19 protein-coding genes, 1 tRNA gene, 1 pseudogene and 1 riboswitch are annotated in these 23,271 nt (G+C 50.5%); of the genes and pseudogenes, 7 read left to right on the top strand and 14 right to left on the bottom strand.

The genetic code is table 11. The annotated features are described in order from the left end of the window. Positions 1–55: 55 nt before the first annotated feature. The 5 genes and pseudogenes from EJE49_RS13115 to EJE49_RS13095 all read left to right on the top strand — a co-directional run bounded on the left by EJE49_RS13115 (position 56) and on the right by EJE49_RS13095 (position 4,927). The gene (locus EJE49_RS13115) at positions 56–847 is read left to right on the top strand and encodes a DUF2934 domain-containing protein (protein ID WP_124951554.1); all 792 of its coding nucleotides are present in this window, start codon (positions 56–58) and stop codon (positions 845–847) included. Between the two features lie 153 nt (positions 848–1,000). Then, on the top strand, positions 1,001–1,294 hold the full coding sequence (locus EJE49_RS13110; protein WP_124951552.1) for a DUF7884 domain-containing protein: 294 nt from the start codon (positions 1,001–1,003) through the stop codon (positions 1,292–1,294). A 121-nt stretch (positions 1,295–1,415) separates the two neighbouring features. Beyond that, positions 1,416–1,943: pseudogene (locus tag EJE49_RS13105) on the top strand (YbhB/YbcL family Raf kinase inhibitor-like protein). Positions 1,944–2,288: 345 nt separating this feature from the next. Beyond that, a complete protein-coding gene (locus tag EJE49_RS13100; protein ID WP_124951550.1) occupies positions 2,289–3,140 on the top strand; it encodes a protein phosphatase CheZ in 852 nt (283 codons plus the stop codon). Further along, positions 3,140–4,927: a chemotaxis protein CheA gene (locus EJE49_RS13095; protein ID WP_124951548.1), complete on the top strand. Its 1,788-nt coding sequence runs from the start codon at positions 3,140–3,142 to the stop codon at positions 4,925–4,927. Before EJE49_RS13100 ends, EJE49_RS13095 begins: the two co-directional genes overlap by 1 nt. Positions 4,928–5,121: 194 nt before the next feature. Here EJE49_RS13095 and EJE49_RS14300 read toward each other — a convergent pair whose 3' ends face one another. The 3 genes from EJE49_RS14300 to EJE49_RS13080 form a co-directional block, all read right to left on the bottom strand. After that, on the bottom strand, positions 5,122–6,843 hold the full coding sequence (locus EJE49_RS14300; RefSeq protein WP_124951546.1) for a methyl-accepting chemotaxis protein: 1,722 nt from the start codon (positions 6,841–6,843) through the stop codon (positions 5,122–5,124). Between the two features lie 33 nt (positions 6,844–6,876). Continuing rightward, the gene (locus EJE49_RS13085; protein ID WP_124951544.1) at positions 6,877–7,359 is read right to left on the bottom strand and encodes a chemotaxis protein CheW; all 483 of its coding nucleotides are present in this window, start codon (positions 7,357–7,359) and stop codon (positions 6,877–6,879) included. A 273-nt stretch (positions 7,360–7,632) separates the two neighbouring features. Further along, positions 7,633–7,719: riboswitch (cyclic di-GMP riboswitch) on the bottom strand. A gap of 169 nt (positions 7,720–7,888) precedes the next feature. Then, positions 7,889–7,964: transfer RNA gene (locus EJE49_RS13080), tRNA-Asn, on the bottom strand. 122 nt (positions 7,965–8,086) lie between these two features. Here EJE49_RS13080 and pgl point away from each other — a divergent pair. Both pgl and EJE49_RS13070 read left to right on the top strand, forming a co-directional pair. Continuing rightward, a complete protein-coding gene (gene pgl, locus EJE49_RS13075) occupies positions 8,087–8,785 on the top strand; it encodes a 6-phosphogluconolactonase (protein ID WP_223246960.1) in 699 nt (232 codons plus the stop codon). Beyond that, positions 8,778–10,208 (top strand): DUF4139 domain-containing protein, encoded by a 1,431-nt coding sequence (locus EJE49_RS13070; protein ID WP_189941916.1) that lies wholly within the window; start codon positions 8,778–8,780, stop codon positions 10,206–10,208. Before pgl ends, EJE49_RS13070 begins: the two co-directional genes overlap by 8 nt. On the opposite strand, the gene EJE49_RS13065 is transcribed toward EJE49_RS13070, so the two are convergent. The 11 genes from EJE49_RS13065 to pdhA form a co-directional block, all read right to left on the bottom strand. Then, on the bottom strand, positions 10,203–10,886 hold the full coding sequence (locus EJE49_RS13065) for an electron transport complex subunit E (RefSeq protein ID WP_124951542.1): 684 nt from the start codon (positions 10,884–10,886) through the stop codon (positions 10,203–10,205). The two genes, EJE49_RS13070 and EJE49_RS13065, sit on opposite strands and share 6 nt — an antisense overlap. Continuing rightward, complete coding sequence (gene rsxG / locus EJE49_RS13060; protein ID WP_124951540.1) at positions 10,883–11,521, bottom strand: electron transport complex subunit RsxG; 639 nt, start codon at positions 11,519–11,521, stop codon at positions 10,883–10,885. Before rsxG ends, EJE49_RS13065 begins: the two co-directional genes overlap by 4 nt. Further along, positions 11,518–12,546 (bottom strand): electron transport complex subunit RsxD, encoded by a 1,029-nt coding sequence (gene rsxD / locus EJE49_RS13055; protein WP_124951538.1) that lies wholly within the window; start codon positions 12,544–12,546, stop codon positions 11,518–11,520. The genes rsxG and rsxD overlap by 4 nt, the downstream gene beginning before the upstream one ends. A 9-nt stretch (positions 12,547–12,555) precedes the next feature. Beyond that, positions 12,556–14,118: an electron transport complex subunit RsxC gene (gene rsxC / locus EJE49_RS13050; protein ID WP_124951536.1), complete on the bottom strand. Its 1,563-nt coding sequence runs from the start codon at positions 14,116–14,118 to the stop codon at positions 12,556–12,558. Then, positions 14,115–14,663 (bottom strand): electron transport complex subunit RsxB, encoded by a 549-nt coding sequence (gene rsxB / locus EJE49_RS13045; RefSeq protein WP_124951534.1) that lies wholly within the window; start codon positions 14,661–14,663, stop codon positions 14,115–14,117. The genes rsxC and rsxB overlap by 4 nt, the downstream gene beginning before the upstream one ends. A gap of 1 nt (position 14,664) precedes the next feature. Continuing rightward, positions 14,665–15,240: an electron transport complex subunit RsxA gene (rsxA, locus tag EJE49_RS13040; protein WP_124951903.1), complete on the bottom strand. Its 576-nt coding sequence runs from the start codon at positions 15,238–15,240 to the stop codon at positions 14,665–14,667. 79 nt (positions 15,241–15,319) lie between these two features. After that, entirely contained in the window at positions 15,320–17,113 is a 1,794-nt protein-coding gene (locus EJE49_RS13035; protein ID WP_124951532.1) for a transglycosylase domain-containing protein, read from the bottom strand. Further along, entirely contained in the window at positions 17,092–18,102 is a 1,011-nt protein-coding gene (locus tag EJE49_RS13030) for a quinone-dependent dihydroorotate dehydrogenase (RefSeq protein ID WP_124951530.1), read from the bottom strand. The genes EJE49_RS13035 and EJE49_RS13030 overlap by 22 nt, the downstream gene beginning before the upstream one ends. Before the next feature lie 81 nt (positions 18,103–18,183). Beyond that, complete coding sequence (locus tag EJE49_RS13025; RefSeq protein ID WP_124951528.1) at positions 18,184–21,132, bottom strand: FAD-dependent oxidoreductase; 2,949 nt, start codon at positions 21,130–21,132, stop codon at positions 18,184–18,186. Between the two features lie 78 nt (positions 21,133–21,210). Next, positions 21,211–22,194 carry an alpha-ketoacid dehydrogenase subunit beta gene (locus tag EJE49_RS13020; protein ID WP_124951526.1) on the bottom strand — a complete coding sequence of 328 codons (984 nt, stop codon included), beginning with the start codon at positions 22,192–22,194 and terminating at the stop codon, positions 21,211–21,213. 59 nt (positions 22,195–22,253) lie between these two features. Beyond that, entirely contained in the window at positions 22,254–23,213 is a 960-nt protein-coding gene (gene pdhA / locus EJE49_RS13015; protein ID WP_124951524.1) for a pyruvate dehydrogenase (acetyl-transferring) E1 component subunit alpha, read from the bottom strand. Between the last annotated feature and the right edge of the window lie 58 nt (positions 23,214–23,271).

Here is a 23,271-nt window from a genome sequence, read left to right as displayed (position 1 = left end):
TAATTCATTGATTTTTGTCACATACTGAATTTTTTAACTACAGGAGTACATAGTCATGCCCGAAGTGAAATTAAAACCTGCAGAAAAATCGGAATTGGAGGTTAAACCGAAACCAGTGGCCAAAGCTAAACCAGCAGCCAAGCCCGCAGCAGCCAAGCCCGCAGCAGCTAAACCCGTAGCAGCTAAACCCGTAGCAGCTAAACCCACAGCAGCCAAACCCACAGCAGCCAAACCCACAGCAGCCAAACCCGCAGCAGCCAAACCCACAGCAGCCAAACCCACAGCAGCCAAACCCGCAGCAGCTAAATCTAAACCTGTTGCCAAAAGTGCGGTAGGAGAAGTGCTTGCAGCAAAACCAAAAACACGTAGCAAGAAAAGTACAGCAGTCTCGGTTACACCCGAAGAACGCTATCAGATGGTTGCCAAAGCGGCTTATTTCCGTGCAGAAAAGCGAGGTTTTGCTGCAGGCGATACAGCACAAGACTGGCTCGATGCTGAGGAAGAAATTGAGCGTATGTTACAAACCCCACCCAGTAAAGCGGCCGGATTACCCATAACGGCAAAACAGGCTTTGGCCTTCCAGAAAAAGCTGGAAAAACAGATTCAGGACTGGGATGCGAAAGTTGCAGATTTAAAGGCTAAAGCACAAGCGGCTAAAGCTGATATTCGGGCTGATTATGAAAAACAGCTTGAGACGCTGGCCGCTAAAAGAGAGTTAATCCAGTCCAAATTGCAAGAATTGCGTTTGCATGCAGGTCATGCATGGGACGATATTAAGAGTGGGGCAGAAAAAGCATGGGAAGAAATGCAGAAATCGCTTGATCAGATTTCGGCACGGTTTAAATAGCTGGACAATGCCTTGAATGGACTGGAAACGTAGTCAGTATGTGATACCTGCCTGAATTGTAAGCTGCGTGCGGTCACCAGTGTTATTGCTACTTGTGAGTACGGGTGGCTATCTGGTGCCGCACCGTGAGGTTATTTTTGAGGTGGATCTGTGATGTTACGTACTCATATGTTAAATCTGGTAGAACGGAAATTGCGCTATCTGATTTTGCCGATCACTATTAATTTCTGGGATGGACGCGAGTTAAATTTAGGCAACCCATTTAAGGTTAAGCTGTTGTTACGATCGCCTCGTGTTTTATCAGCGTTGACCTGCCCTAGTCTGGGTGAATTTGCTAAAAATTATGTGGAGAAGCAAACTGATCTGGAAGGGGATATGCGTACGCTATTCATCTCGGCGAAGTGTTATGCGATGCAGGTGCCTATACTGACAAGAAATACCGGATGACTCTCAACTGTGTGTTTCAGTCACGACAGCGCGCCAGTCACAATATCAGTGATCACTACGAAGTTTCTGGCGACATTTATGCCATGTGGCTGGACTGCTGCTGGCAGCCAGCACTAATGCTATGGGTGCAAGCATAACTGGTTCGTCTGCTGTTCAAAGGAGGGGCTTTGTTATGTCGCTGACTATCACTTCTGAAGTTTTTCTACCCAATAGTATGATTCCGGCACGTTATACCTGCGATGCTCAGAATGTATCGCCGCCACTTTCCTGGTCAGAGCTGCCTGAGGGTACACAAAGTCTGGCGTTGATTGTGGACGATCCGGATGCACCCGATCCAGCTGCACCACAGAGAACCTGGGTGCATTGAGTGTTATACAATATTCCCGTAGGCACTAAACGCCTGGCTGAGGGGCTTTCTGTGAACGACCTGCCGCCGGGTACATTGCAGGGCTTGAATGACTGGCAACGCACTGGCTATAGTGGGCCGTGTCCTCCAATCGGCATTCATCGCTATTTCCATAAAATTTTTGCGTTAGATCTACTGCTGCCAGATTTGAAAAACCCCACCAAAACGATGCTGGAACATGCTATGGAAAGCCATGTGCTTGGTCATGCGGCTCTGATCGGGCTATATCAGCGCAGGCACTAGGCGCCAGGCGGGCGTGTAATGAACTTCGTTTCCTGTTTAAATATATGGGTTCTGCATATGAATGTATTACTTTGCTTTTAGCTTGTCAGTACAATCTGGTAGGATAGTTAGGCAAAATATTTCATTTATGATTATAAATTTATAACTAAAAATGTATGAATTGTTGCGGCAAATCATTGCAGATGTCACACTGAAACACCTTCTCGTATAAATGGCGATAAAAATAAAGCCTCGCGGGAAAAACATTACAGCGCCTAGCTTTTATGACACAAAACTAAATTTCAATACCTGTTACCACCACCATCCCAGGTGAAGCATTCGAAAAATTATGGAGAAGCATGGATTATGAGCAACGCCGATGACGATTTGGAAGCATTGTTTGATGAAGTATCTGCGCAAGCCACGCAGCCAGTCACAGTTGTTGAAACAGTATCTTCTGCAGGAAAAACTACCGACGCTGATGACGATCTTGAAGCATTGTTTGATGCGGTTTCTGCGCAATCTGGCGATATGGTCACACAACCGGGCGCTACGACTGGGGCAGTGCTCGCTTCTGAAATGACGGATGTACCCCATGAAAATCAGGCGGATAAGCCGATGTTTGACCGGCTGGGGGGTATAGTCAGGCAGTTGCATAACTCATTGAATGAATTGGGTTATGATCGTTCTCTTGCGGCTGTTGCGGAAGAGATTACGGATTCAAAAAGTCGACTTGAATATGTGGCTACGCTCACTGAGCAGGCAGCGAATAAAGTGCTGAATGCAATTGATGAGGGTATGCCAAAGCAGGATGAGCTTTTTAAAAATGCTCAAGCGTTAGAAGCCAATTGGGAACAGTTGTTCGCTGGCAAGCTGAGCATAGAAGAATTCAAAGCGTTAGCAGGAAATTCCAAGGCATTTGCTGCCAAGGTCGCTACGGCGACAGAAGCTGAAAAAGCACGCTTGATGGATATCATGATGGCGCAGGATTTCCAGGATATTACCGGCCAGATTATTAAGAAAGTGGTTGCGATTTCCCAGCGGCTGGAGATCGAGCTTGCCCAGTTGCTGCGTGACAACGCACCAGCTGAATTCAAGGAAAAAGAGAAGGAAAAAGAGAAAGAAAAACCCGTTGATTTAATGGCAGGTCCATCTGGCCCGGCAACTGCAATGGCGCAAGATGATGTGGACGACTTACTGGCAGATCTGGGGTTCTAATGGACGATATGCTTAAAGATTTTGTTGTCGAGGCATTGGATCTCGCAACAAATGTGGAGTCGCTCTTGCTGGTTCTGGAGCGAAATCCTGAAGATATGGATACCCTGAATGGCGTATTCAGGTCATTTCACACGATTAAGGGCGGGGCTGGTTTCATGGGCTTGCCCGCGATGGTATCTGCCTGTCACTTAACAGAAAATCTGTTCGACGCATTAAGAACCAGCCAGATTCCAGTGACACCATTGGCGATAGAGGCGGCGCTGCAGGCAAGTGGATTTGTGGAAGACCAGCTTAGTCAGCTTGCCAATGGCGCTGCGCCTGACAGTTTGGCTGCAATGCCTACTTCTCTGGAAAAAATTCTGACTGACGCAATAGAAGGGAAGTCTGCATCAGGTGAAGCTCCTCCTGTTGCCGCCCCTGCTGCTAATACGGATGCTGTTTCCGACGGTGTTGATTGGGATGCGTTATATCGTGCAGTCGTCCCGGAAGGCACTATTGCGGCGAGTACTGTGGCCGATGCGTCGACTGCTCCGGTGGAAACTGCCGCCCAGAAATCCTGGGATGGTGTGGATAGGCGGGGTGAAGGTAATAAAGAAGCGAAAGTTACCGCACCTGTTAAAGAAGACAGTATCCGGGTTGATGCGGTTAAGCTTGATGCGTTACTTGAAGTGGCTGGAGAGTCAATGCAGGCGGCTAATCAGGCTAGCGTATTGCTGGAAAAGCTACAGCAATTCAAGTTCGAGGAAGCTGCTTCAGGTTTGATGGAAAAACTGGCAGAAACGCTGGGCCGTGCCTCACGCTATTCGGCTGAGTTGCAGCGCGCGACTTTGGCGACGCGGATGCAGCCAGTTGGTCGACTGTTCCAGAAATTTCCGCGCCTCGTGCGTGAACTCGCCAAAGATCTTGGCAAAGAAGTCGATTTGAATATTGAGGGTGCGGATACTGAAGTCGATAGGGTGGTTGTCGATAGTCTCTATGATCCTTTGGTGCATATGCTGCGCAACTCATTGGATCATGGTATCGAGATGCCTGCGGAGCGTGTCGCAGCAGGGAAATCAGCTAAATCGGTTATTTCCCTGAAAGCCTGGCAAGAGGCCAATAGCGTCATCATTGAACTGACGGATGATGGTAAGGGCATGAACCCGCAAGTGTTGCGCGACAAAGCGATTGCCAAGGGGCTTATTCATGAGTCTGCTGCCCAGACAGATGAAGCTGCGTTTCAACTGGTGTTTTTGCCTGGCTTTTCCACCAAGGAAGTTGCATCTAGCGTTTCCGGCCGTGGTGTCGGCATGGACGTTGTCAAAACGGCAGTCGAAAAACATCGCGGATCGATTTATATCGATTCAGCATTAGGTCGGGGCACACGCTTCTCGATTCGCCTGCCTATCGAGCTGTCCATTGTGCCAACCATGCTGGTAAGCACTGCGGATGCCGTACTGGGTATGCCTATGGGAGTCGTACAGCGGGTGGTTGAACTGCCTGAGAACCTTATGTCTGTGGCGGGCTCACCAGTATTCCATGATCAAGGATTGCCGTTACCCGTGCTATCCCTGGCCAGTGTGCTGGGATATACCCCGGCTGATGAGCGTGTCGGGGTGGTTATTGCTGCACCGCAGCCCTATATACTGGCTGTAGCAGCGGTGGACGGAACGGCAGATCTGGTGATTAAGCCGATGACTGCGCTATCGGTTGAGGGCATTACTGGAACGGCTCACTCTGCTGAGGGCAAGCTGGTACTGATAGTCGGCCTTACTTTCCTTCTGGAAGGATGCCGCCATCCTGGGTGATGTTGCAGAGCTATGCGGCATCCAGACTGAACGAGATTGACGAATTTATGCAGCAGCGTTTGATGATGGTGCATTTGCTATTTAATCGGGAGCCTGGTTTCATCAGAGGCTAGGAAGTGAGGGTTTGTTAACCATGGATATGCACTAAGGCGCATATCCATTTTTATATAACTATCAGAGTAGCGAGCGAATGATTAAAACTCTTCCCAGTCCGCATCATTTGAGACCTTGGTTGCCAGTTTCCTGTGTGAATTTGGCAATGGGGTATTGGCAACTTTAAAAACGGGTTTTGCAGGCCCTTGGTTTGAAAAAGTTTTCATGGGACTATGTGCATGCTGTGGATGCCGGCGCACCTCATCGATTTGAAACTTGTTGACCAACTTTTCCAGATGCCCGGCTTGATCCTGCATTGATTTAGCGGCAGCGGCAGCTTCTTCCACCAAGGCGGCATTTTGCTGGGTAGATTCGTCCATCTGGGTAATGGCGCGATTGATCTCATCAATACCTTGACTTTGCTCACGGCTAGCTGCGCTGATCTCGGTCATGATGTCGGTCACTCTCTGCACGCTGGAAACAACCTCTGTCATGGTGGTGCCGGCTTGACCGGCTTGTTTGTTGCCGATCTCAATTTTTTCAACAGAATCATCAATTAATAATTTAATTTCTTTGGCCGCTGCGGCGCTACGCTGGGCAAGGCTGCGTACCTCTGTCGCGACGACAGCAAAGCCACGGCCTTGTTCGCCTGCTCGCGCTGCCTCGACAGCAGCGTTCAATGCCAGAATATTGGTCTGGAAGGCAATGCCCTCGATGACACCGATAATGTCGACAATTTTACGGGCAGATGCGTTGATAGTGCCCATGGTAGTAACGACTTGTGAAACAACATCACCACCCTTTACCGCGACTTCCGAAGCAGACACGGCTAATTGATTGGCCTGGCGTGCATTGTCGGCATTCTGCCGGACTGTAGAAGTAAGCTCTTCCATTGCAGAGGCGGTTTCTTCCAGCGAGCCGGCTTGTGCTTCGGTGCGATTGGACAAATCCAGATTCCCTGTTGCGATTTGGCCTGAAGCTGAGGATATGGTCTCAGTGCCGACACGGACTTCACCCACGATGTGCGATAAATTAGTGTTCATCTCTTGCAGCGCAGTTAACAAGGTGCCTATTTCATCGTGCTGCGTTACCCTAACGCTAGCCCGCAGATCACCATCTGCAACACGTCGTGCGAGTTCAACCGCCTGATTGAGGGGGATGGTAATGCTACGAATAATCATCAAGCCCATAGTAATCGCGAATACACTGGCGAGCACAATGATAGTAATCATGATGTAAGTCATTCGCGTGCTGCTTGACTCCACCATTGCGTTATCCAGAACGACGCGCTGTGCAAGAAACTCAGCCAATAGCCGCGAGTCTTCCTGCCCTTTGGTATAAACCGAGGTGACATCTTTCTCCATCATGGTTGCAGCTTGTTCCCATTGATTGGCATTAATGGCCGCAGATACCTGATTGATGCTGTCGATTGCAAAATGGTGGGTATCTGTTTCCCAGGTATCCATCAGTTTCTTTTCTTCGGCATCCCGAGGCTGATAGCGCTTTAGGATTTCCTGCAGCTTCTTTTGGGCGATGGCTATTTTTTCCAGATGTCTGGAAATAGGGTGGTCATGGAGTTTTGCTGTGGCCAGATTGGGGTCGTGTTGCAAGGCCAGCAACAATTGACTGCGCTGTTCTTCCATGCGGTATTTGAGCCTTACCACATCAGCTTCAGCGGCTTTATCTTTAATGCTAAGGTTTTTGATCTGTCTGACATTGTCAGCCGATGTGTAAATCCCCATGCCGCCAATGATAATAAGCAATAAGGTCAGCAATGAAAAGGTAATGATCAAACGTGATTTAATACTAATGCTGGTAAACATGAAGCGTTATCCTTATTTAGGGGTATGAGGTTATCAGGCAGCGATCTTGTCCAATATTCCAATTTCATTACTGGACATCAATTTATCAATATCCACCAAAATCAGCATGCGCTGATCTACCGTTCCTAACCCTATGAGATAGCCGGTATCCAGAACGCTGGTCAGGGCAGGGGCGGGTTTGATTTGTTCCGGATTGAGCGTGATAACGTCTGACACGCTATCAACCACCATGCCAACAACGCGGCCGCTAATATTTAAAATAATTACAACGGTTAAATTGTCGTAATTGGCTGCACCCAAATTGAATTTAATGCGCATATCCACGATGGGCACAATCAGGCCACGCAGATTGATGACACCTTTAATAAACTCAGGTGCATTTGCAATGCGTGTCGGGCTCTCATAGCCGCGAATTTCTTGCACTTTCAGAATGTCGATACCATATTCTTCGGCACCCAATGTAAACGCAAGGAACTCATATCCAGTTGAGTCTGCTGTATCCGTATTTATTTGCATAATTATCCCTTTAACCCGTGATGTTTTTGCCAGTGCATATGGAATTGATTCCGCAGCGGTGGTGTTGTGTTTCAATGGGTAACCCCGCAAGCCGCGAAAGTCCCGTTTCATGTAAACCGAATTTAATTGTTTAGCATTGCATCCCTTAAAATTTGCTGACTGAATACAGCAAGCTTGTATCTCAGTTGAGAAACAAGAATTTTGTTAAGCCGTCGGGATAGAGAACAACAGGGAGAGAGGTGAAGTGCAAGCGGGATATCCAATGGATATCAATCCGGCTGTCTCGCTATCCTGGGGGTTCACCCGTTAGACCGAAAACTTTGCGTCCCTAGCTTTCGCGCAGGTTTGCCTTTATCAGAATATTAAAATATCACAGTATACTTACATTATTCTTACACAGTTGCAGCGTGGGCATAAAATAAATGGAATTTACTGCGAGTTGAAATCTGAAAGTGAATAGCGTTTAAAATTATGAGATGAAAAGCGTTAAATGAAAACGGCCACTATTTCTAGTGGCCGTTCATAGTTCTGGCTCCCCGACCTGGACTCGAACCAGGGACCTGCGGATTAACAGTCCGTCGCTCTACCGACTGAGCTATCAGGGAATTGTGTTGCGAGCTGTGTTTCGCAACGAGGTGAGATTATGCCAAGAATCGGCCTTGCGGTCAAGATTGAATAGGTAAAAAATGTTAATCTGTTTGTGTGGGGATATGTGGTGGAGGCGAGTGTGAATAATAAGTGTGCGGGATCAACACGTTGGCTTGTTACTGAAAAAGTGGTTGATGATGCCCTGCGTTTGGTTATGTCGGCTGCAGAGCAGTCATTGCGTGATCGAGGTGCATTTCATCTGGTGTTGGCAGGTGGTAATACGCCGCGCGTGCTGTATGAGCAGATCGCGTTGCAGCAATCGGATTGGTCTGGCTGGCATATCTGGTTTGGCGATGAGCGTTGTTTGCCGTTGGATGATGGGGAGCGTAATAGTCAGATGGCGAACACGGTATGGTTGCACGACAGTCTGATTCCGACTGGTCAGATTCATGTGATGCATGCGGAACTGGGAGCGGTTGCGGCAGTTGCGGATTATGAAATGCAGTTACGCGATGTCGGAGAATTTGACCTGGTGTTGCTGGGCTTGGGTGAAGATGGTCATACGGCAAGTCTGTTCCCGGGGCAGATTGATGTGCATGCTGTCGCTGATGTGGTTGCGGTGAGCAACGCGCCTAAGCCACCTGCAGACAGGGTGAGTTTAAGTGTGCGCAGGTTGAACAATGCGCGGCGTGTGCTGTTTCTGGTAACCGGTGCAGGAAAACACAATGCAGTTGCTGCCTGGCGGCGTGGGGAGGCGATTCCTGCGGCGGCGATATGCCCGACGGCAGGTGTGGATGTTTTAGTGGAGCCAGTATGTCTGGAGGGGCGCTATGAATAAGAAATGGTTAGGCTTGAGCCTTATGATGTGGGGTGTGGCCGTACAGGCGGCGATGCCGGAGGAGAAAATGACTACTCAGGCCGATCAGCGTGAGTTGGCGCTGACGATATACAACGATGATCTGGCGCTGGTTAAGGATCAGCGCAAGGTGACGCTGGCGGCTGATTTGAATCGCCTGGCCTGGCGCGATGTATCAGCAAGAATCCGGCCTGAAACTGCGCTGTTGCGTAATCTGAATGAGGCGAGTGGTATGCGCCTGCTGGAGCAGAATTTCGATTTTGATGTGCTGACGCCACAGAAGTTATTAGAGAAAAATGTGGGTAATGTCGTTACGGTGATTAAAACCAATCCTGCAACGGGTGCTGAGGTGCGTGAGACTGCCACGGTGCTGGCGGCAAATGCCGGGGTGGTATTGAAATTTGCTGATCGGATTGAAACCGGAGTGCCGGGGAGGCTGGCGTTTGCCAGTGTGCCGGATAACCTGCGTGACCGGCCTACGCTCGTGATGGCGTTTGCCAATGCCAGGGCGGGTGTATCCAGTCTGGAGCTGTCCTATCTGACCGGGGGCTTGTCGTGGCGTGCCGATTATGTCGCTGAGCTATCGGCTAACGAAGACAGGATGGATGTTAACGCCTGGGTGACCTTAACCAATCAGAGTGGAGTTAGTTATCCCAATGCAAAATTGCAGTTTGTAGCTGGAGATGTCAATCGGGTAAGCGACAGTTTACGTCCGGAAATGGCCATGCGCGGTGCGGTGTTGATGGCAAAAGCGGCTGAAGCGCCTATGGCACAGGAAAACTTGTTTGAATATCATTTGTATAGCCTGGGGCGCACTACGACGCTGGGCGATCAGCAAACCAAGCAGGTGGCATTGTTATCTGCACCGCAGGTTCCTGTTAAAAAATCGTTGGAATTACGTGGTGCCGGATATTATTACCAGGGAAGTTACGGTGATCTGGGGAAAAAATTAAAAGCAGGGGTATATATTGAATTTGAGAACAAAGGCGCAGGATTGGGCGTGCCATTGCCAAAAGGGGTGATGCGTTTATACAAGAAAGACAGTGCAGGCAACGCCCAGTTTGTCGGTGAAGATACGCTGGATCATACTGCCAGGAATGATACCGTACGGCTGAAGTTGGGCGATGCTTTTGATGTGTATGCGGAAAAGAAGCAAACGGATTTCCAGAAGGTGAGCGGCGGACGCAATAATTATATTTATGAATCCGCTTACCAAATCACGCTGAAGAATGCCAAATCTGAAGCAGTAACGGTGAAGGTTTACGAGCCTATCCCGGGGGATTGGCAGATAGTCAGTGAGTCGGTGGCTCACAGTAAGGCATCAGCAGATACGGCATTGTGGCTGGTGCGTATCCCGGCTGAAAGTAGTATCGTGTTGAGTTACCGGGTGCGGGTCAAGTTATGACATGCTGGTGGCAGCTGTCATGTTCGGGATAGTGGCTGGTTGGCGCTCAGCGCGTTGCACCCACCAGTTGCGCAGGGCGATCAGTAAGCCCAGGCCGAAAAATGCGCCTGGTGGCAGGATAGCGATCAGGAATCCGTTGTAATCGGGAATGACATGGATGACCCATGCTTTTGCGCTGGCGCCAAAAGCCAGATCGATACCGGATAATAATGTGCCTTTGCCAACCAGTTCGCGTAATGCACCCAGCAGGGTAAGCACTAGCGTGACACCCAAACCCATCATGAAGCCATCCAGCATGGCCGGCAGTACCGGATTTTTGGCGGCAAATGCTTCGGTGCGAGCCAGTACGATGCAATTGGTTACAATCAGTGGCACAAAAATGCCTAGAACCAGATACAGGGGGTGGATGAACGCATTCATTGCCATGTCGATGACAGTGACTAATGCGGCAATGATCAGAATGAATACCGGGATACGGATTTCATGCGACACCCAATCGCGAATAGCCGATACAGCGCCATTACTGAACGCCATGACCAAGGTGGTGGCGATACCCAAACCGACGGCATTAACGATGTTGTTGCTGATCGCTAACAGCGGGCACAGTCCAAGCAGTTGCACCACGCCCGGGTTCTGTTTCCACAGGCCATTGATAATAATCTCGCGGTATTGGTTCATGGTTTGCCTCCTGCATGGGCAGCGAAAAGTTCATTGCGATGTAAGTCTACGTATTTTAACGCATGATGAACGGCTTTGATGACAGCGCGCGGGGTAATTGTCGCACCTGCCATGTAGTCAAACTGGCCACCGTCCTTTTTGACTTTCCAGCCTGTTTCATCGGGTTGTGTCAGTGACTTCCCGTCAAATAAATGAATCCACTCACTTTTGGCCAGTTCAATGTAGTCGCCCAAACCGGGGGTTTCTTTATGCGAAACCACACGAACTCCGGATAATGTTCCATCGGCGGTTACACCGATCAGCATATTAATCTTTCCGCTGTAGCCATCGGGTGCGGTGGCTTCCAGCACTACGGCCACAGGCTGACCATTCTGGCGTGCCTGCCATGCCAGTCCTGGGCTTTCTGTGCCAAGCAATGGATCAGCCGGCAGTGTGATCTGGTTGCCGAGCAAGTCGTTATTGAAACTATGTAGCGGCAGCGTATCCGCTACTAATTTACGTCGTGCATCATCTTCATTATGCTGGATGGCCTGATGCGTAATGTCATAGGTATAGGCAAGTATGCCGGTAAATACGATGGTAAATGCCAATAATATGCCAGCAGCTTTTGCTGCTGTGCGTGCTAGCGTTTTCATTTCTTGTTCCCTTTATGCCCATACACAGGTGGCTGGGTATATGCGTCAATCAGGGGGACGGTGATGTTCATGAGCAGGACGGCAAATGCTACGCCATCTGGATAGCCACCCAGCGCCCGGATCAGGTAGGTTAGTGCGCCTATGCCAGCGCCAAAGATGAGTTTGCCTTTGGGGGTAGTTGCGCCGGAGACTGGGTCAGTCGCGATAAAGAAGGCGCCTAGCATGGCTCCGCCGGTCGCCAGGTGAAACCATGGCGATGCATACTGCCCGGGGTTATACAAATAAAATAATCCGGAAATCAGGGTGAGTGCACCGAGGAAAGCGACCGGTATGTGCCAGGTGATGATACGGGTCAGCCATAAATACACACCGCCGGCGAGGAACAGCAGGGCGATAATTTCGCTGCCTTGTCCGCCAATACTGCCGAATATCGGCATTTGGCTAATTTCTGTGACAGTGCGATGCAATTGCAATTGAGTGCGTATGGTATCTAAAGGTGTGGCGGTGCTGATCGCATCAAGTTTCCAGCCATCAGGCAATACACCGCTAACTATGTAATTGAATGCATCCAGTAAGCCTAAATGCTCACCGGCAAGCGAATACGGGGCTGCCCAGTGCGTCATTTGCACCGGGAAAGAGATGATGAGCACCGCATAACCAACCATGGCCGGATTGAACAGGTTATTGCCTAGCCCGCCATACAGATGTTTGGCGACGACTATGGCGAAGAAAGTGCCCACTACAATCAGCCACCACGGGGCGATAGAGGGAATCGACAAAGCAAGCAGCCAGGCTGTCACCAGTGCGCTGCCATCCATGAGGAAAGGTTTGGCTGGCAGTCCGCGCAGTTTAACTGCAATGGTTTCCAACCCTAACGCAGTCACGCTCGCAATGGTCAGGCTGATGAGTATGGCCGGGCCAAAATACCAGACATAGGCAGCGATAGCGGGTACCAGTGCCAGCATCACTTTGAGCATAATGATGGAAACGCTGGTTTTTTCGCTGATGTAAGGGGAAGAGAGCATAGTATTCGTTTATTCAGTAGGTGCGGCGGTTACATCGCTTTCGGCTTTGGCAGCTTTGGCACGTTCAATGGCAGCTTGAATTGCTGCTTTCTTGGCTGCAGCGGCAGGGTCATCCGTTGCGGATTCAGCAGCCGGTTTGGATGCGGCTTTTTGTGCCAGTTTATCGGCACGTTCCTGCTTCTCACGTTCGATACGCGCTATCCGAGTTTCATGGCGTTCACGCGCATGATCAGCCGCTTCCTGATCTTTTTGCTTGGCGGATATTTCACTCTTGGCGTAGCGGTAATATTGCACCAGTGGGATGTGGCTAGGGCACACATAACTGCAGCAGCCGCATTCAATGCAATCAAATAACCGGTATTTCTGGGCGCGGTCAAAATCTTTGCTGCGGGCGAACCAGAATAGCTCTTGCGGTTGTAAATCCGCCGGACAGGCATCGGCACATCGAGTGCAGCGTATGCATGGCATAGCAGGCGGTGGCGGCGGGAATAGTTTGGCGGATTTAACGAGTATGCAGTTGGTGGCTTTAACCATCGGCACATCAATAATCTGGGCGAGCTCGATACCCATCATTGGGCCACCCATCAGGTATCCAGTGACTGGGTCAACGCTGTTACCCGTCAAAGCCACCAGTTCATTGATAGGTGTGCCGATCAGTGCTTCAAAGTTCTGTGCCTGGCCGACATTCCCTGTCACTGTCACGACACGCGAAATTAGGGGCTCGCCGTGATTTACTGCACGATGTATGGCAAGCGCGGTACCGATATTGAAAGTGGCTACGCCGACATCCGTGGAGCGCCCGCCGGATGGAACTTCCTGCCCGGTGACAGTCTTGATCATCTGTTTGGCGCCACCACCCGGATAGAGGGTAGGGATGGTGATGATTTCGATCGGAAAGTCGCATTGGGTGGCGGCTTGTTGCATCGCAGCAATTGCCTGCGGTTTGTTGTCTTCAATTCCGACTAACACGGATTCAGCGCGCAGCATGAAGCGCATGATAGCAGCGCCCTGCAAAATCTCAGCGGCGTGTTCACGCATGGTCATGTCGTCGCAGGTAATCCAGGGTTCACATTCACCGCCATTGAGCAGCAGGGTTTGAACCTTTTGCGGTACGCCGGGATTGAGTTTGATGAATGTCGGAAAAACTGCGCCGCCCAGGCCGGCAATTCCCATGTCGCGTAACCGGTTACGCAGGGCGCTGGCATTCAGGTTGCGATAATCGATTGGTTTGCGTTCTGTCCACAGATCCTGACCATCGGGGGTGATATGGATGCATATGTCGCTTAAGCCCGATGGGTGCGGGACAGGGTGAGGGGCAATGGCGGTCACTACGCCAGAGGTAGGCGCATGTGCGGCAACGGAAATATATCCCTCCGCTTCGGCAATGATTTGCCCTTTAAGCACTTGGTCACCCACTGCGACGCACGGTTTGGCTGGCTGGCCTATGTGCTGGTGTACAGGAACAATAATGCGGCTGGGAACAGGCGCGATCGCAATAGGATGTTGCGTTGAAATCTGTTTGTTTTCTTCGGGGTGTACGCCGCCATGAAATGAATAGATTTGGCGACTCATGTTGGCCTCAATTCAATCACGGGGTATTTCCATTTCCAGGTGGTTACGTTTTCACTGATTGGTTGCATGATGATGCAGTCAACGGGGCAGGGGGCAATACACAGTTCGCAGCCGGTGCATTCTTTGGCGATGACAGTGTGCATCTGTTTTGCGGCACCAAGAATGGCATCTACCGGGCAGGCCTGGATGCATAATGTACAACCGATACACACGGCTTCGTCGATAATCGCGACGGACTTTGGTTTTGGTTCGCCATGTTCGGCATTCAGCGGTTTGAATTCAACGCCAAGCAAATCAGCAAGCTTGCGGATGCCGTCTTCACCGCCAGGTGGGCACTGGTTGATATCTGCTGTGCCTGCAGCCATCGCTTCGGCATATGGCTTGCAGCCGGGAAAGCCACACTGGCCGCACTGGGTTTGTGGCAGTATCGCATCGATTTTCTCGACGATGGGATCTTCCTGAACCTTGAATTTAACAGCTGCAAATCCTAATGCTGCACCCAGAAACACCGCAAGACCGGCCATGATTAAAATAGCAGACAGCACTCTATTTCACCATTCCGGCAAAGCCCATAAATGCCAGACTCATTAATCCTGCAGTAATCATGGCGATACTGGTACCGCGAAATGCCACCGGAATATCAGCACCATCCAGCCGTTCACGTAAGCCGGCGAACAGAATCAGCACCATGGAGAAGCCTAATGCACCGCCAAAGCCAAAAAATAACGACTGAATAAAATTATGTTGCGCTTGCACATTAAGCAGGGGTATGCCCAGGACAGCGCAGTTGGTAGTAATTAACGGCAGGTAAATACCGAGTACACGGAATAAAACCGGGCTGGTTTTGCGTACAAACATTTCAGTAAAGCCGACAATGCCGGCAATCACGACTATGAATGACAAGGTGCGCAAATAGCCTAAATCAGGTCCGAGCAGGTATTGATTAATGAGATAGCTGGAACCCGATGCGAGGGTCAGTACAAATGTGGTGGCCGCACCCATGCCGATTGCCGTTTCCAAACTCTTGGAGACACCCATAAATGGGCACAGTCCGAGTATTTTCGCCATGATGATGTTGTTGACGAAAACCGTACCGACCAGAATCAATAAGTAGCTTTGGATATCCATGTTAAAAGTATCGATGTGAGAGTTAGGATTATCCGTTGCTTAGGGTGATTTTTCAACCATGACGCAGGGATTGTTACTGATTGGGATAGTTTAATGACATATTGCTGTCAATTGGCTGACTAAATAATTCAGGTTTCTGATAGGACGGTGGGGAAAACGTGGATTGTTCTGTGCCCGGCAAGAATAATTCCGGGCGGGGAGGCTCAACAGGTGGGTTGAATTGCACGTTCTGTATCATCAGGTTATTGGGCAGCTTGGGTGGATGGCTAGGATGCAGGCGGGTGATATCAGCGGTAATACGTTGCCAAATATCAGCCGCATTCAATGTGGCTGAATTTTCGATCCAGACGGCGATTGTGTAATTGGCCGTATAACCAACGGCATATTGAGGACGACTGGCCAAAGCATAATAATTATCTACATCATTTAAATAGAAACCATCTTTTATATCCTGGTTAGCCAGGATGCTGCTAATGATGGCAGCGGCTTTTGCGGGCATGATGCGTTGCGGTTTATTCAGTCCGGCTACATGAAAACTGGCAGGCTGATATTGGCCATTATTGGCTAAGGTCTGGTAAGCGTTGGCGATGTTGAGCAACGTAGAGTATTGGCTGGTTGGATTCAGTCCCAAATGGCGCAAGCGTTCAGCATAATCCGTCGGTGATAATAAAGCTTGAGCACGCAGTGCCGGGGCGGCAAGTCCAGTGCTGAGTGCAGTACGTGTGCTTACCCAGTCATGGCCGGGTGTGTCGACCATGTAATCCGGGAAAGGGGTGCTGGCAGCGATAGGCACCGGTGTATTGTCCAGTAGTGTTGCGGCGGTGAGCCGTTTCTGTTCGATTGCCAACTCATAAATGAATGGCTGTAATATCGTACTGGCAGGATGCGGGACTATGATGTTGTTAGGTTTAGTAGCATCAGAATTCGAGTATGCCAGGATTTCAGCGGTGCTGTTATCCAGTATGACTGCTGCCGAAGCCGCGTGACTGGCATCCTTTTGCAAACTGGATAATACGATTTTTTGCAGTTGGGCATCCAGGCTGGTGATGACGCGCTGGGCCGGTGTGTGCAGTAATTGTTGTGCCACTTCGGGTGCGATGGCGGTAGCGAAGCCGACTTTAGGGTGTGCATGCAGTTGCTGCAGGCTGAGTGCGGTAATGTCAGCGCAATTGGGGCGTGGCGGGTGTAACAGTGCGGCAACGCCGCAGGCACGTTCGGCTACAATCCTTGGTTTTGCGTTGGGTCCACGTAATAATGCAGCGAGTATGCTTGCTTCGGCGGGATTTATGGTTGCTGGTGACTTGTTAAATAATGCGGCTGTTGCTGCGTTGATGCCGTACAGATTGGATTTGAAATCAACCAGATTTAAATACGCCTCCAGAATTTGCGCTTTGCTCCAGTGCTTTTCCAATTTGCGTGCAGCGCCAATTTGTTGCCATTTTTGCAGATAAGTGCGACCACCTGTGCCACGGGTCAATGACGGTTCGAGGAGTCCCATTAGTTGCATGGTCAGGGTGGAGGCGCCACGGTGTGTGTTGTGCACCAGGTTTTCCCATGCGGCGCTTGCCATTGCACGCCAATCTACACCCTGGTGCTGAAAAAAACGGTGATCTTCCGAAACTAGCAGCGCTTCTTGCATCGCCGGCGATAGTTCTTGTAATGTTACCCATGGCAGGCGCTGTGCGCTGGTATCAAGCTGTAGCGTTTGTATGGCTTCGCCATTTCGATCAAGGAGCGTGGCAAAACTGGAATGATACTGGTTGCGTACCTGTTGAAAGCTGGGCAGCGCTGCCGCGTAGGCGTGGCTACTGACCAGCAGTATCAGCAGTATGAAGTGACGGTGAATTACTTTAAAGCTAGCACGCATTCGCGTATCAGTGCCGGGCCACGATAAATCAGGCCGGTATAAATTTGTACCAGACTTGCGCCGGCGCTAATCTTTTCCTGCGCGTGCTGACCATTCAAGATGCCGCCAACACCGATAATAGGCACTTCGTTAGCCAGTGCAACAGCAAGGTCGGTGATCACCCGTGTTGCAGCCTGTCGAACTGGAGCGCCGGATAATCCACCGGTTTCGTTGCCATGCTTGAGATCGCTGACGCCTTGACGAGATAAAGTAGTATTGGTCGCGATGACCGCATCGAAACGATGTTGTCTGAGCAGGCGTGCGATATCCGCCAGTTGCTCGTTATCCAGATCAGGGGCAATTTTAAGTGCAATAGGTACATAGCGGCCATGCTGATCCGTTAGCCGCGTTTGTTTAGCTTTCAGCTTTCCCAATAAATCAGATAATGCGTCAGCCGATTGCAGATCCCGCAGGTTCTTGGTATTAGGTGAGGAAATATTGACGGTGACATAACTGGCGTGAGGATAAACGGCTGTTAAGCACGTTAGATAATCATCTGCGGCACGTTCTATCGGCGTGTCAAAATTCTTGCCGATGTTAATCCCCAGAACGCCCTTGAAACTGGCATTTTGCACATTACGAATGAGTTGTTCTACGCCGTCATTGTTGAAACCCATACGGTTGATGATGGCCTGGGCTTCGGGTATGCGGAACAGTCGTGGTTTGGGATTGCCGGGTTGGGGGCGAGGCGTGACCGTGCCGATTTCGATAAAACCGAATCCTAACGCCGCCAGTGCGTCTATACAGGCACCATTCTTATCTAATCCGGCAGCAAGTCCCACTGCGTTAGGAAATTTTATGCCCATTACTTCTACCGGAGTGCCCGTAACGGGTTGTGCAATCAGCGGCATCAGACCAAGTTTATAAGCGGTATTTAATGCGGCAAGACCGGCATGGTGCGCCTTTTCAGCATCCAGTTGGAAAAACAAGGGGCGAAGTAATGAGTACATTTATATATTCTAGCTTATGGCCGATAAAATAAAAATCGCCATGATGGCATGGCGATTTTTATGGTTGCAATTGACTACTGGTTATTTCTTGGCAGTACGTCGCAGGCGTGACATCAAACGCCGGGCCAGTTCGCCGAATAATTCAGTTTGGGTAGGGTGAGGATGTATCGCCTGCGCGACCTGTTTCAGGGTCATGCCGGCGGATACCATCATTACCGCTTCGCCAATCAGGGTGTCAGTATGCTCAGTGAGGAAATGCACACCAATGATCTTGTTGGTAGCCTTGTCGGCAACCAGTTTAATCATGCCATGCGTCTCGCCAGTGATCATGGCTTTTGCATCTATGCTCATCGGCATTTTAGCTTCGACTGCATCTATACCACGAGCTTTGGCTTGCGTAGTTGAAAGACCCACGAAACCAGCTTGTGGACGGCTGAAGGTCACGCCGCAATCCAGATCCTGATTGTACTGATGATCCTCGCCCAGCAGGTTGCTGGCAGCGACACGCCCTTGCGTAGCTGCGGTGTGTGCCAGCATGTAGCCGCCGATAACGTCACCCACTGCGTAGATGTGTGGCACGCTGCTGCGACCACGGTTGTCAACTTTGATGGCCGCGCCGTCTAGTTGTACCCCTGCAGAAGCCAGATTCAGCTTGCTGGTGTCAGGACGCTTACCGGTTGCCATCAATACATAATCGCAGGCAAATTGTTGAGCATTGCCTTCACTGTCTGCATAGGCCACGTTCATGGCGCCAACATTGCCGCTGATCTGGTTGATTTTGGCGCTGGTGACGACGCTGAATTCCTGTTTCAGAATTTCTACGAGTTGCTTGGCGATTTCATCTTCTACTTCAGCCAGAATGCGATCTTTGGCTTCCAGCATAAGGATTTCGGTACCGAAATCGCGGAATATCTGCGCCATTTCGACACCGATGACGCCACCACCAATGATTGCCATTTTTTTGGGTGGGGCTGGCAGATTCCAGATGGTGTCGGAAGTGATTACGCCGCCACTGGTCAATCCATCCATAGCGCCAGGAATTGGCGGAACGAAGGGAGGTGCACCGGTAGCGATGACTGCAGCACCAAAACGCAGTGTGTACGCTTCGCCTTGTGGTGGCTGGATGTGCATGGTGTGCTCATCAATAAACGATGCAAACCCTTCGCGCACGTCGATTTTGACGCCTTTATCAGTCTTCAGCGCAAGTTCGCCACGTGTTTGCAGGATGCTCTTGCGGTGCTGTTCCAGTGTTGCCCAGTCGAGTTTGGCCTGATTGGTGCCGCTCACGCCTTTTTCAGCATCGTGGGCGCGGTCGCGGATCAAATCTGCGCCATGACGCCATGCTTTGGAAGGGATGCAGCCACGCCACAGGCATTCACCACCCGGCAACGGTGCATTATTAATCATGGCGACTTTAACGCCATGTTCAATCAGATCGCGTGCACAATCTTCACCACCAGGTCCACCGCCAATGACGATTACCGGGAAGTCCCAGTCACCATCCGGGATAGGGGAGGTTGGCGTGGTGTTCATCCAGCTTTCCGGATTCTCAATGATTTGTTTGAGATCAGCCAGATAGGCCGCAACGTGAGCACCATTGACCACGCGGTGGTCAGCAGTAATGTTGACTGGCATGCCATCTGCGCCGGTTGCAGCAATGGCCATGATAGCGGCAATGCCCGGTGTCGGGATGGCGGTGAAATGGGTGACCCCGAACATGCCCATGTTGGAAATGGTGAAAGTCGGGTTGGCATACTCAGCAGGTGCCAGCTTGCGGGTGCGTGCACGTGGCATGAGGTCAGACCAGGCGGCCTGTAACTCTTCCAGCGATTTCTGTTCGATACTGCGCAAGATAGGCACTACCAGACCACCACCATCTGCGGCTACGGCGATACCGAAATTATGCTCGCTACGCTCGACAATCTTGTCTACCGGCTGGTAGCAATTGTTGAGTGTCGGGTGTTTGAGCATAGCCATAGAGCAGGCTTTGGCTATCGCAACAGTGACAGATACTTTACGTGCCTTAGCTGCGGCAATGAGTTTTTCAGGCTTGATGTTGAACGTGACATCAAACGTTGGCAAGGTGAGTGCTGCGGTCATGGAATGAGCGACAGCTTTTTCCATGGAGCTCATGGCGCGACCTATACCCGGTACTTCGACCTGTGGTAAGGAATGCGCTACCTCTTTCATACTTGGGCGGGCTTGCGCCACATCCTGGGCAACAATGACGCCGTTAGGGCCGGTGCCATTTAAATTGCTCAGGTTTACACCCATTTGACCAGCCATTTTGCGTGCGTAAGGGCTAGCTTGCCGTCCGTTAGGGCGAGGTGCAGGTGCTGCGCCTGGGTGGTTGACAGTAGCGGGTGCAGAAGCAGATGGAGCTGCCGACGAAATAACTGTTTTGTCTTTCTGGTGATGCGCTTCAACTACTTTATGTGCGCTGGACAGCGTAACTTCGGTGTCGCTTACTTGTGCAGCATCCGCGACGATAAACGCCATAGGGTGTGCGACTTCAATAGTGCTGCCTACACCGGCGAGTGGGCCGGACAAAAAGCCTTCCTGGAATACTTCGACATCCATAATGGCTTTGTCGGTTTCTACCGTGGCAACAATGTCACCGCGTTTAATCGCGTCGCCGATTTGTTTTTCCCAAGTGACCACGATGCCTTCGGTCATGGTATCTGACAGCTGCGGCATGACAATCGCAATACCGGAGTGATGCGGGATCATCTCGGTAGGTGCGACTTCGGTGACGACTTCATCTGTGGCGATATTCAAATCGCCTTGAGTGTCAGTGATATAACCCATGGCGCCGGAAACAGGCACAGTAGCGCCGACTTCCGTGAGCGGACCGGCAAGGTAGCCAGCTTTGAATACTTCGACGTCCATGATGGCTTTGTCGGTTTCTACTGTGGCGACGATATCGCCGCGTTCGACTCTATCGCCGATTTGTTTCTCCCATGTAACCACAACCCCTTCGGTCATGGTGTCAGAGAGTTGTGGCATGGTAATGACGTAATGTGCAGACATGCTTAATTCCTTGAATCGTTGCCGCCAGTCAGCAGTTTAGTACAGACTGGCGGGTACGTATGAAACAGTGGAGGGTGATTAGGCTTTGCCAAATAACTTGAGCACAGCATTGACCACGTCTTCATGATCAGGGATCGCCGCCAATTCCAGTTTATGGTTGTATGGCTGTGGCACTAATGCTGAGTGGACGCGCACAGGGGCAGCATCCAGCTCAAAGAAACATTCTTCATTGATGATGGCGATGATTTCTGAACCTACGCCAACCGGTGCTTCATCTTCTTCGGCAATCACAGCACGGTGTGTTTTGCTGATTGATTTTTTAATACCGGCACGATCCAGTGGTGCGAGTGAGTACAAATCGACGACTTCAGCAGAAATGCCATATTGCTTGTCTAGAATTTCTGCGGCTTTCAAGCACCAATGCACGGAAATGTTATAACCGAACAGGGTCACATCCGTACCGCTGCGGGTGACTTCAGAACCTTCTAATGGATGAAAATACTCTTCATCAGGTACTTCACCCTTCATGTTGTACATGAGTTCGTGTTCGTAGATGAATACCGGATCATCACTGCGCACAGCGGATTTTAACAAGCCATAAGCCTGTTTAGGGTTGGAAGGCGTGACCACGCGCAATCCTGCTACACCCATGAATACTTTTTCCATACGCGCGGAGTGCTGCGCACCCAGTTGGTGTGCGGTACCGCCAGCAGAGCGGAATACGCAAGGGGCGGTAAGCTGACCGCCGGACATGTAGCGTACTTTGGCGGCGGAGTTGAACATTTGGTCCATCGCCAGCCATGCGAAATTCACTGACATGATTTCAATAATAGGGCGTATGCCAACGAAAGATGCGCCGATACCAAGCCCGGTGTAGCCGCCTTCGGAGATCGGGGTGTCCATGACGCGCTTTTCACCATATTTTTCGTATAGGTCCTTGGTGGCTTTATAGGTGCCGCCAGCCACGCCAATGTCTTCACCCATACAGATAACGAGGGGGTCGCGTGCCATTTCTTCATCATGGGCACGGCGAAGACCTTCCCAGTACATTATTTCAGCCATGTTTCATTCCTTTAATTCTTTAATCCGTTTAGGCAATCATCAGGCGATTGCCACTGCGTTTATGCCAATACGTATTTTTCCAGATCGGCCACATCGGGTTCTGGTGACTCTTCTGAGAACTTGATGACTTCATTTTCGATGTAGTCATCAGTGGTTTTTTCGATTTGAGTGTATTCAGCCATGGTCATCTCACCAGCAGCAATCAGACGGTCGCGCAAAATGTTGAGCGGGTCGCGCAGCTTCCATTCTTCTTCTTCTTCGCGACTGCGATAACCGCGGGAGTCGGACATGGAGTGACCGCGATAGCGATAAGTCATTAATTCCAGGAAGTAAGGGCCTTTGCCGCTACGTACGAAATCGACAGCGGTTTTAGCATGCTCGTAGACGATGTCGATGTCCTGACCGTCACACTGTGCAGCTTCGATGTTATAGGCGCAGGCGCGCTTATATTGATCAAGCACGGCAGTTGAGCGGTGAATAGCAGTGCCGATACCATATTGATTGTTTTCGCAAACGAATAATACCGGCAGGTTCCAGACTTTAGCCATGTTCAGTGTTTCGTGGAATACGCCTTGGTTGTTGGCCGCATCACCCAGGAAACAAATAGCAATCTCGTCGCCACCTTTAAGTTGTATGCCTTTGGCGATGCCCGCTGCAAGCGGGAATGGACCGCCAACCAGTGCGTAACCACCCATGAAGCGGTGTGCTACGTCGAATATGTGCATGGAACCACCGCGGCCTTTGGAGCAACCGGTTTCCTTGCCGTAGAGTTCGGCCATGACCACTTTGGGGTCAGTACCACATTTGATCGCGTGGACGTGATCGCGATAGCCGGTGATCACATAATCGTGACCTGGGCGAGCAGCTTCCATTACGCCGTTACAGCAGGCTTCCTGGCCTGGGTAAAGGTGGAGGAAACCACCGATTTTACGTTCAATATAAGCCTGATAGCAGCGCTCTTCAAAGCGGCGATGTAGCACCATTTCGCGCAACACGCGCTTTTTGTCGTCCAATGTCATTGTGTGTCTTCCTTGCAAAAACCAGAATTTAAGATAGCGCAAACTCTGCTATTATCTG

Source organism: Sulfuriferula thiophila (genome assembly GCF_003864975.1).
Classification (GTDB): Bacteria; Pseudomonadota; Gammaproteobacteria; order Burkholderiales; family Sulfuriferulaceae; genus Sulfuriferula; species Sulfuriferula thiophila.
Note: the sequence above shows the minus strand (reverse complement) of the source record. Positions and strands in the feature narration are given on the sequence as shown.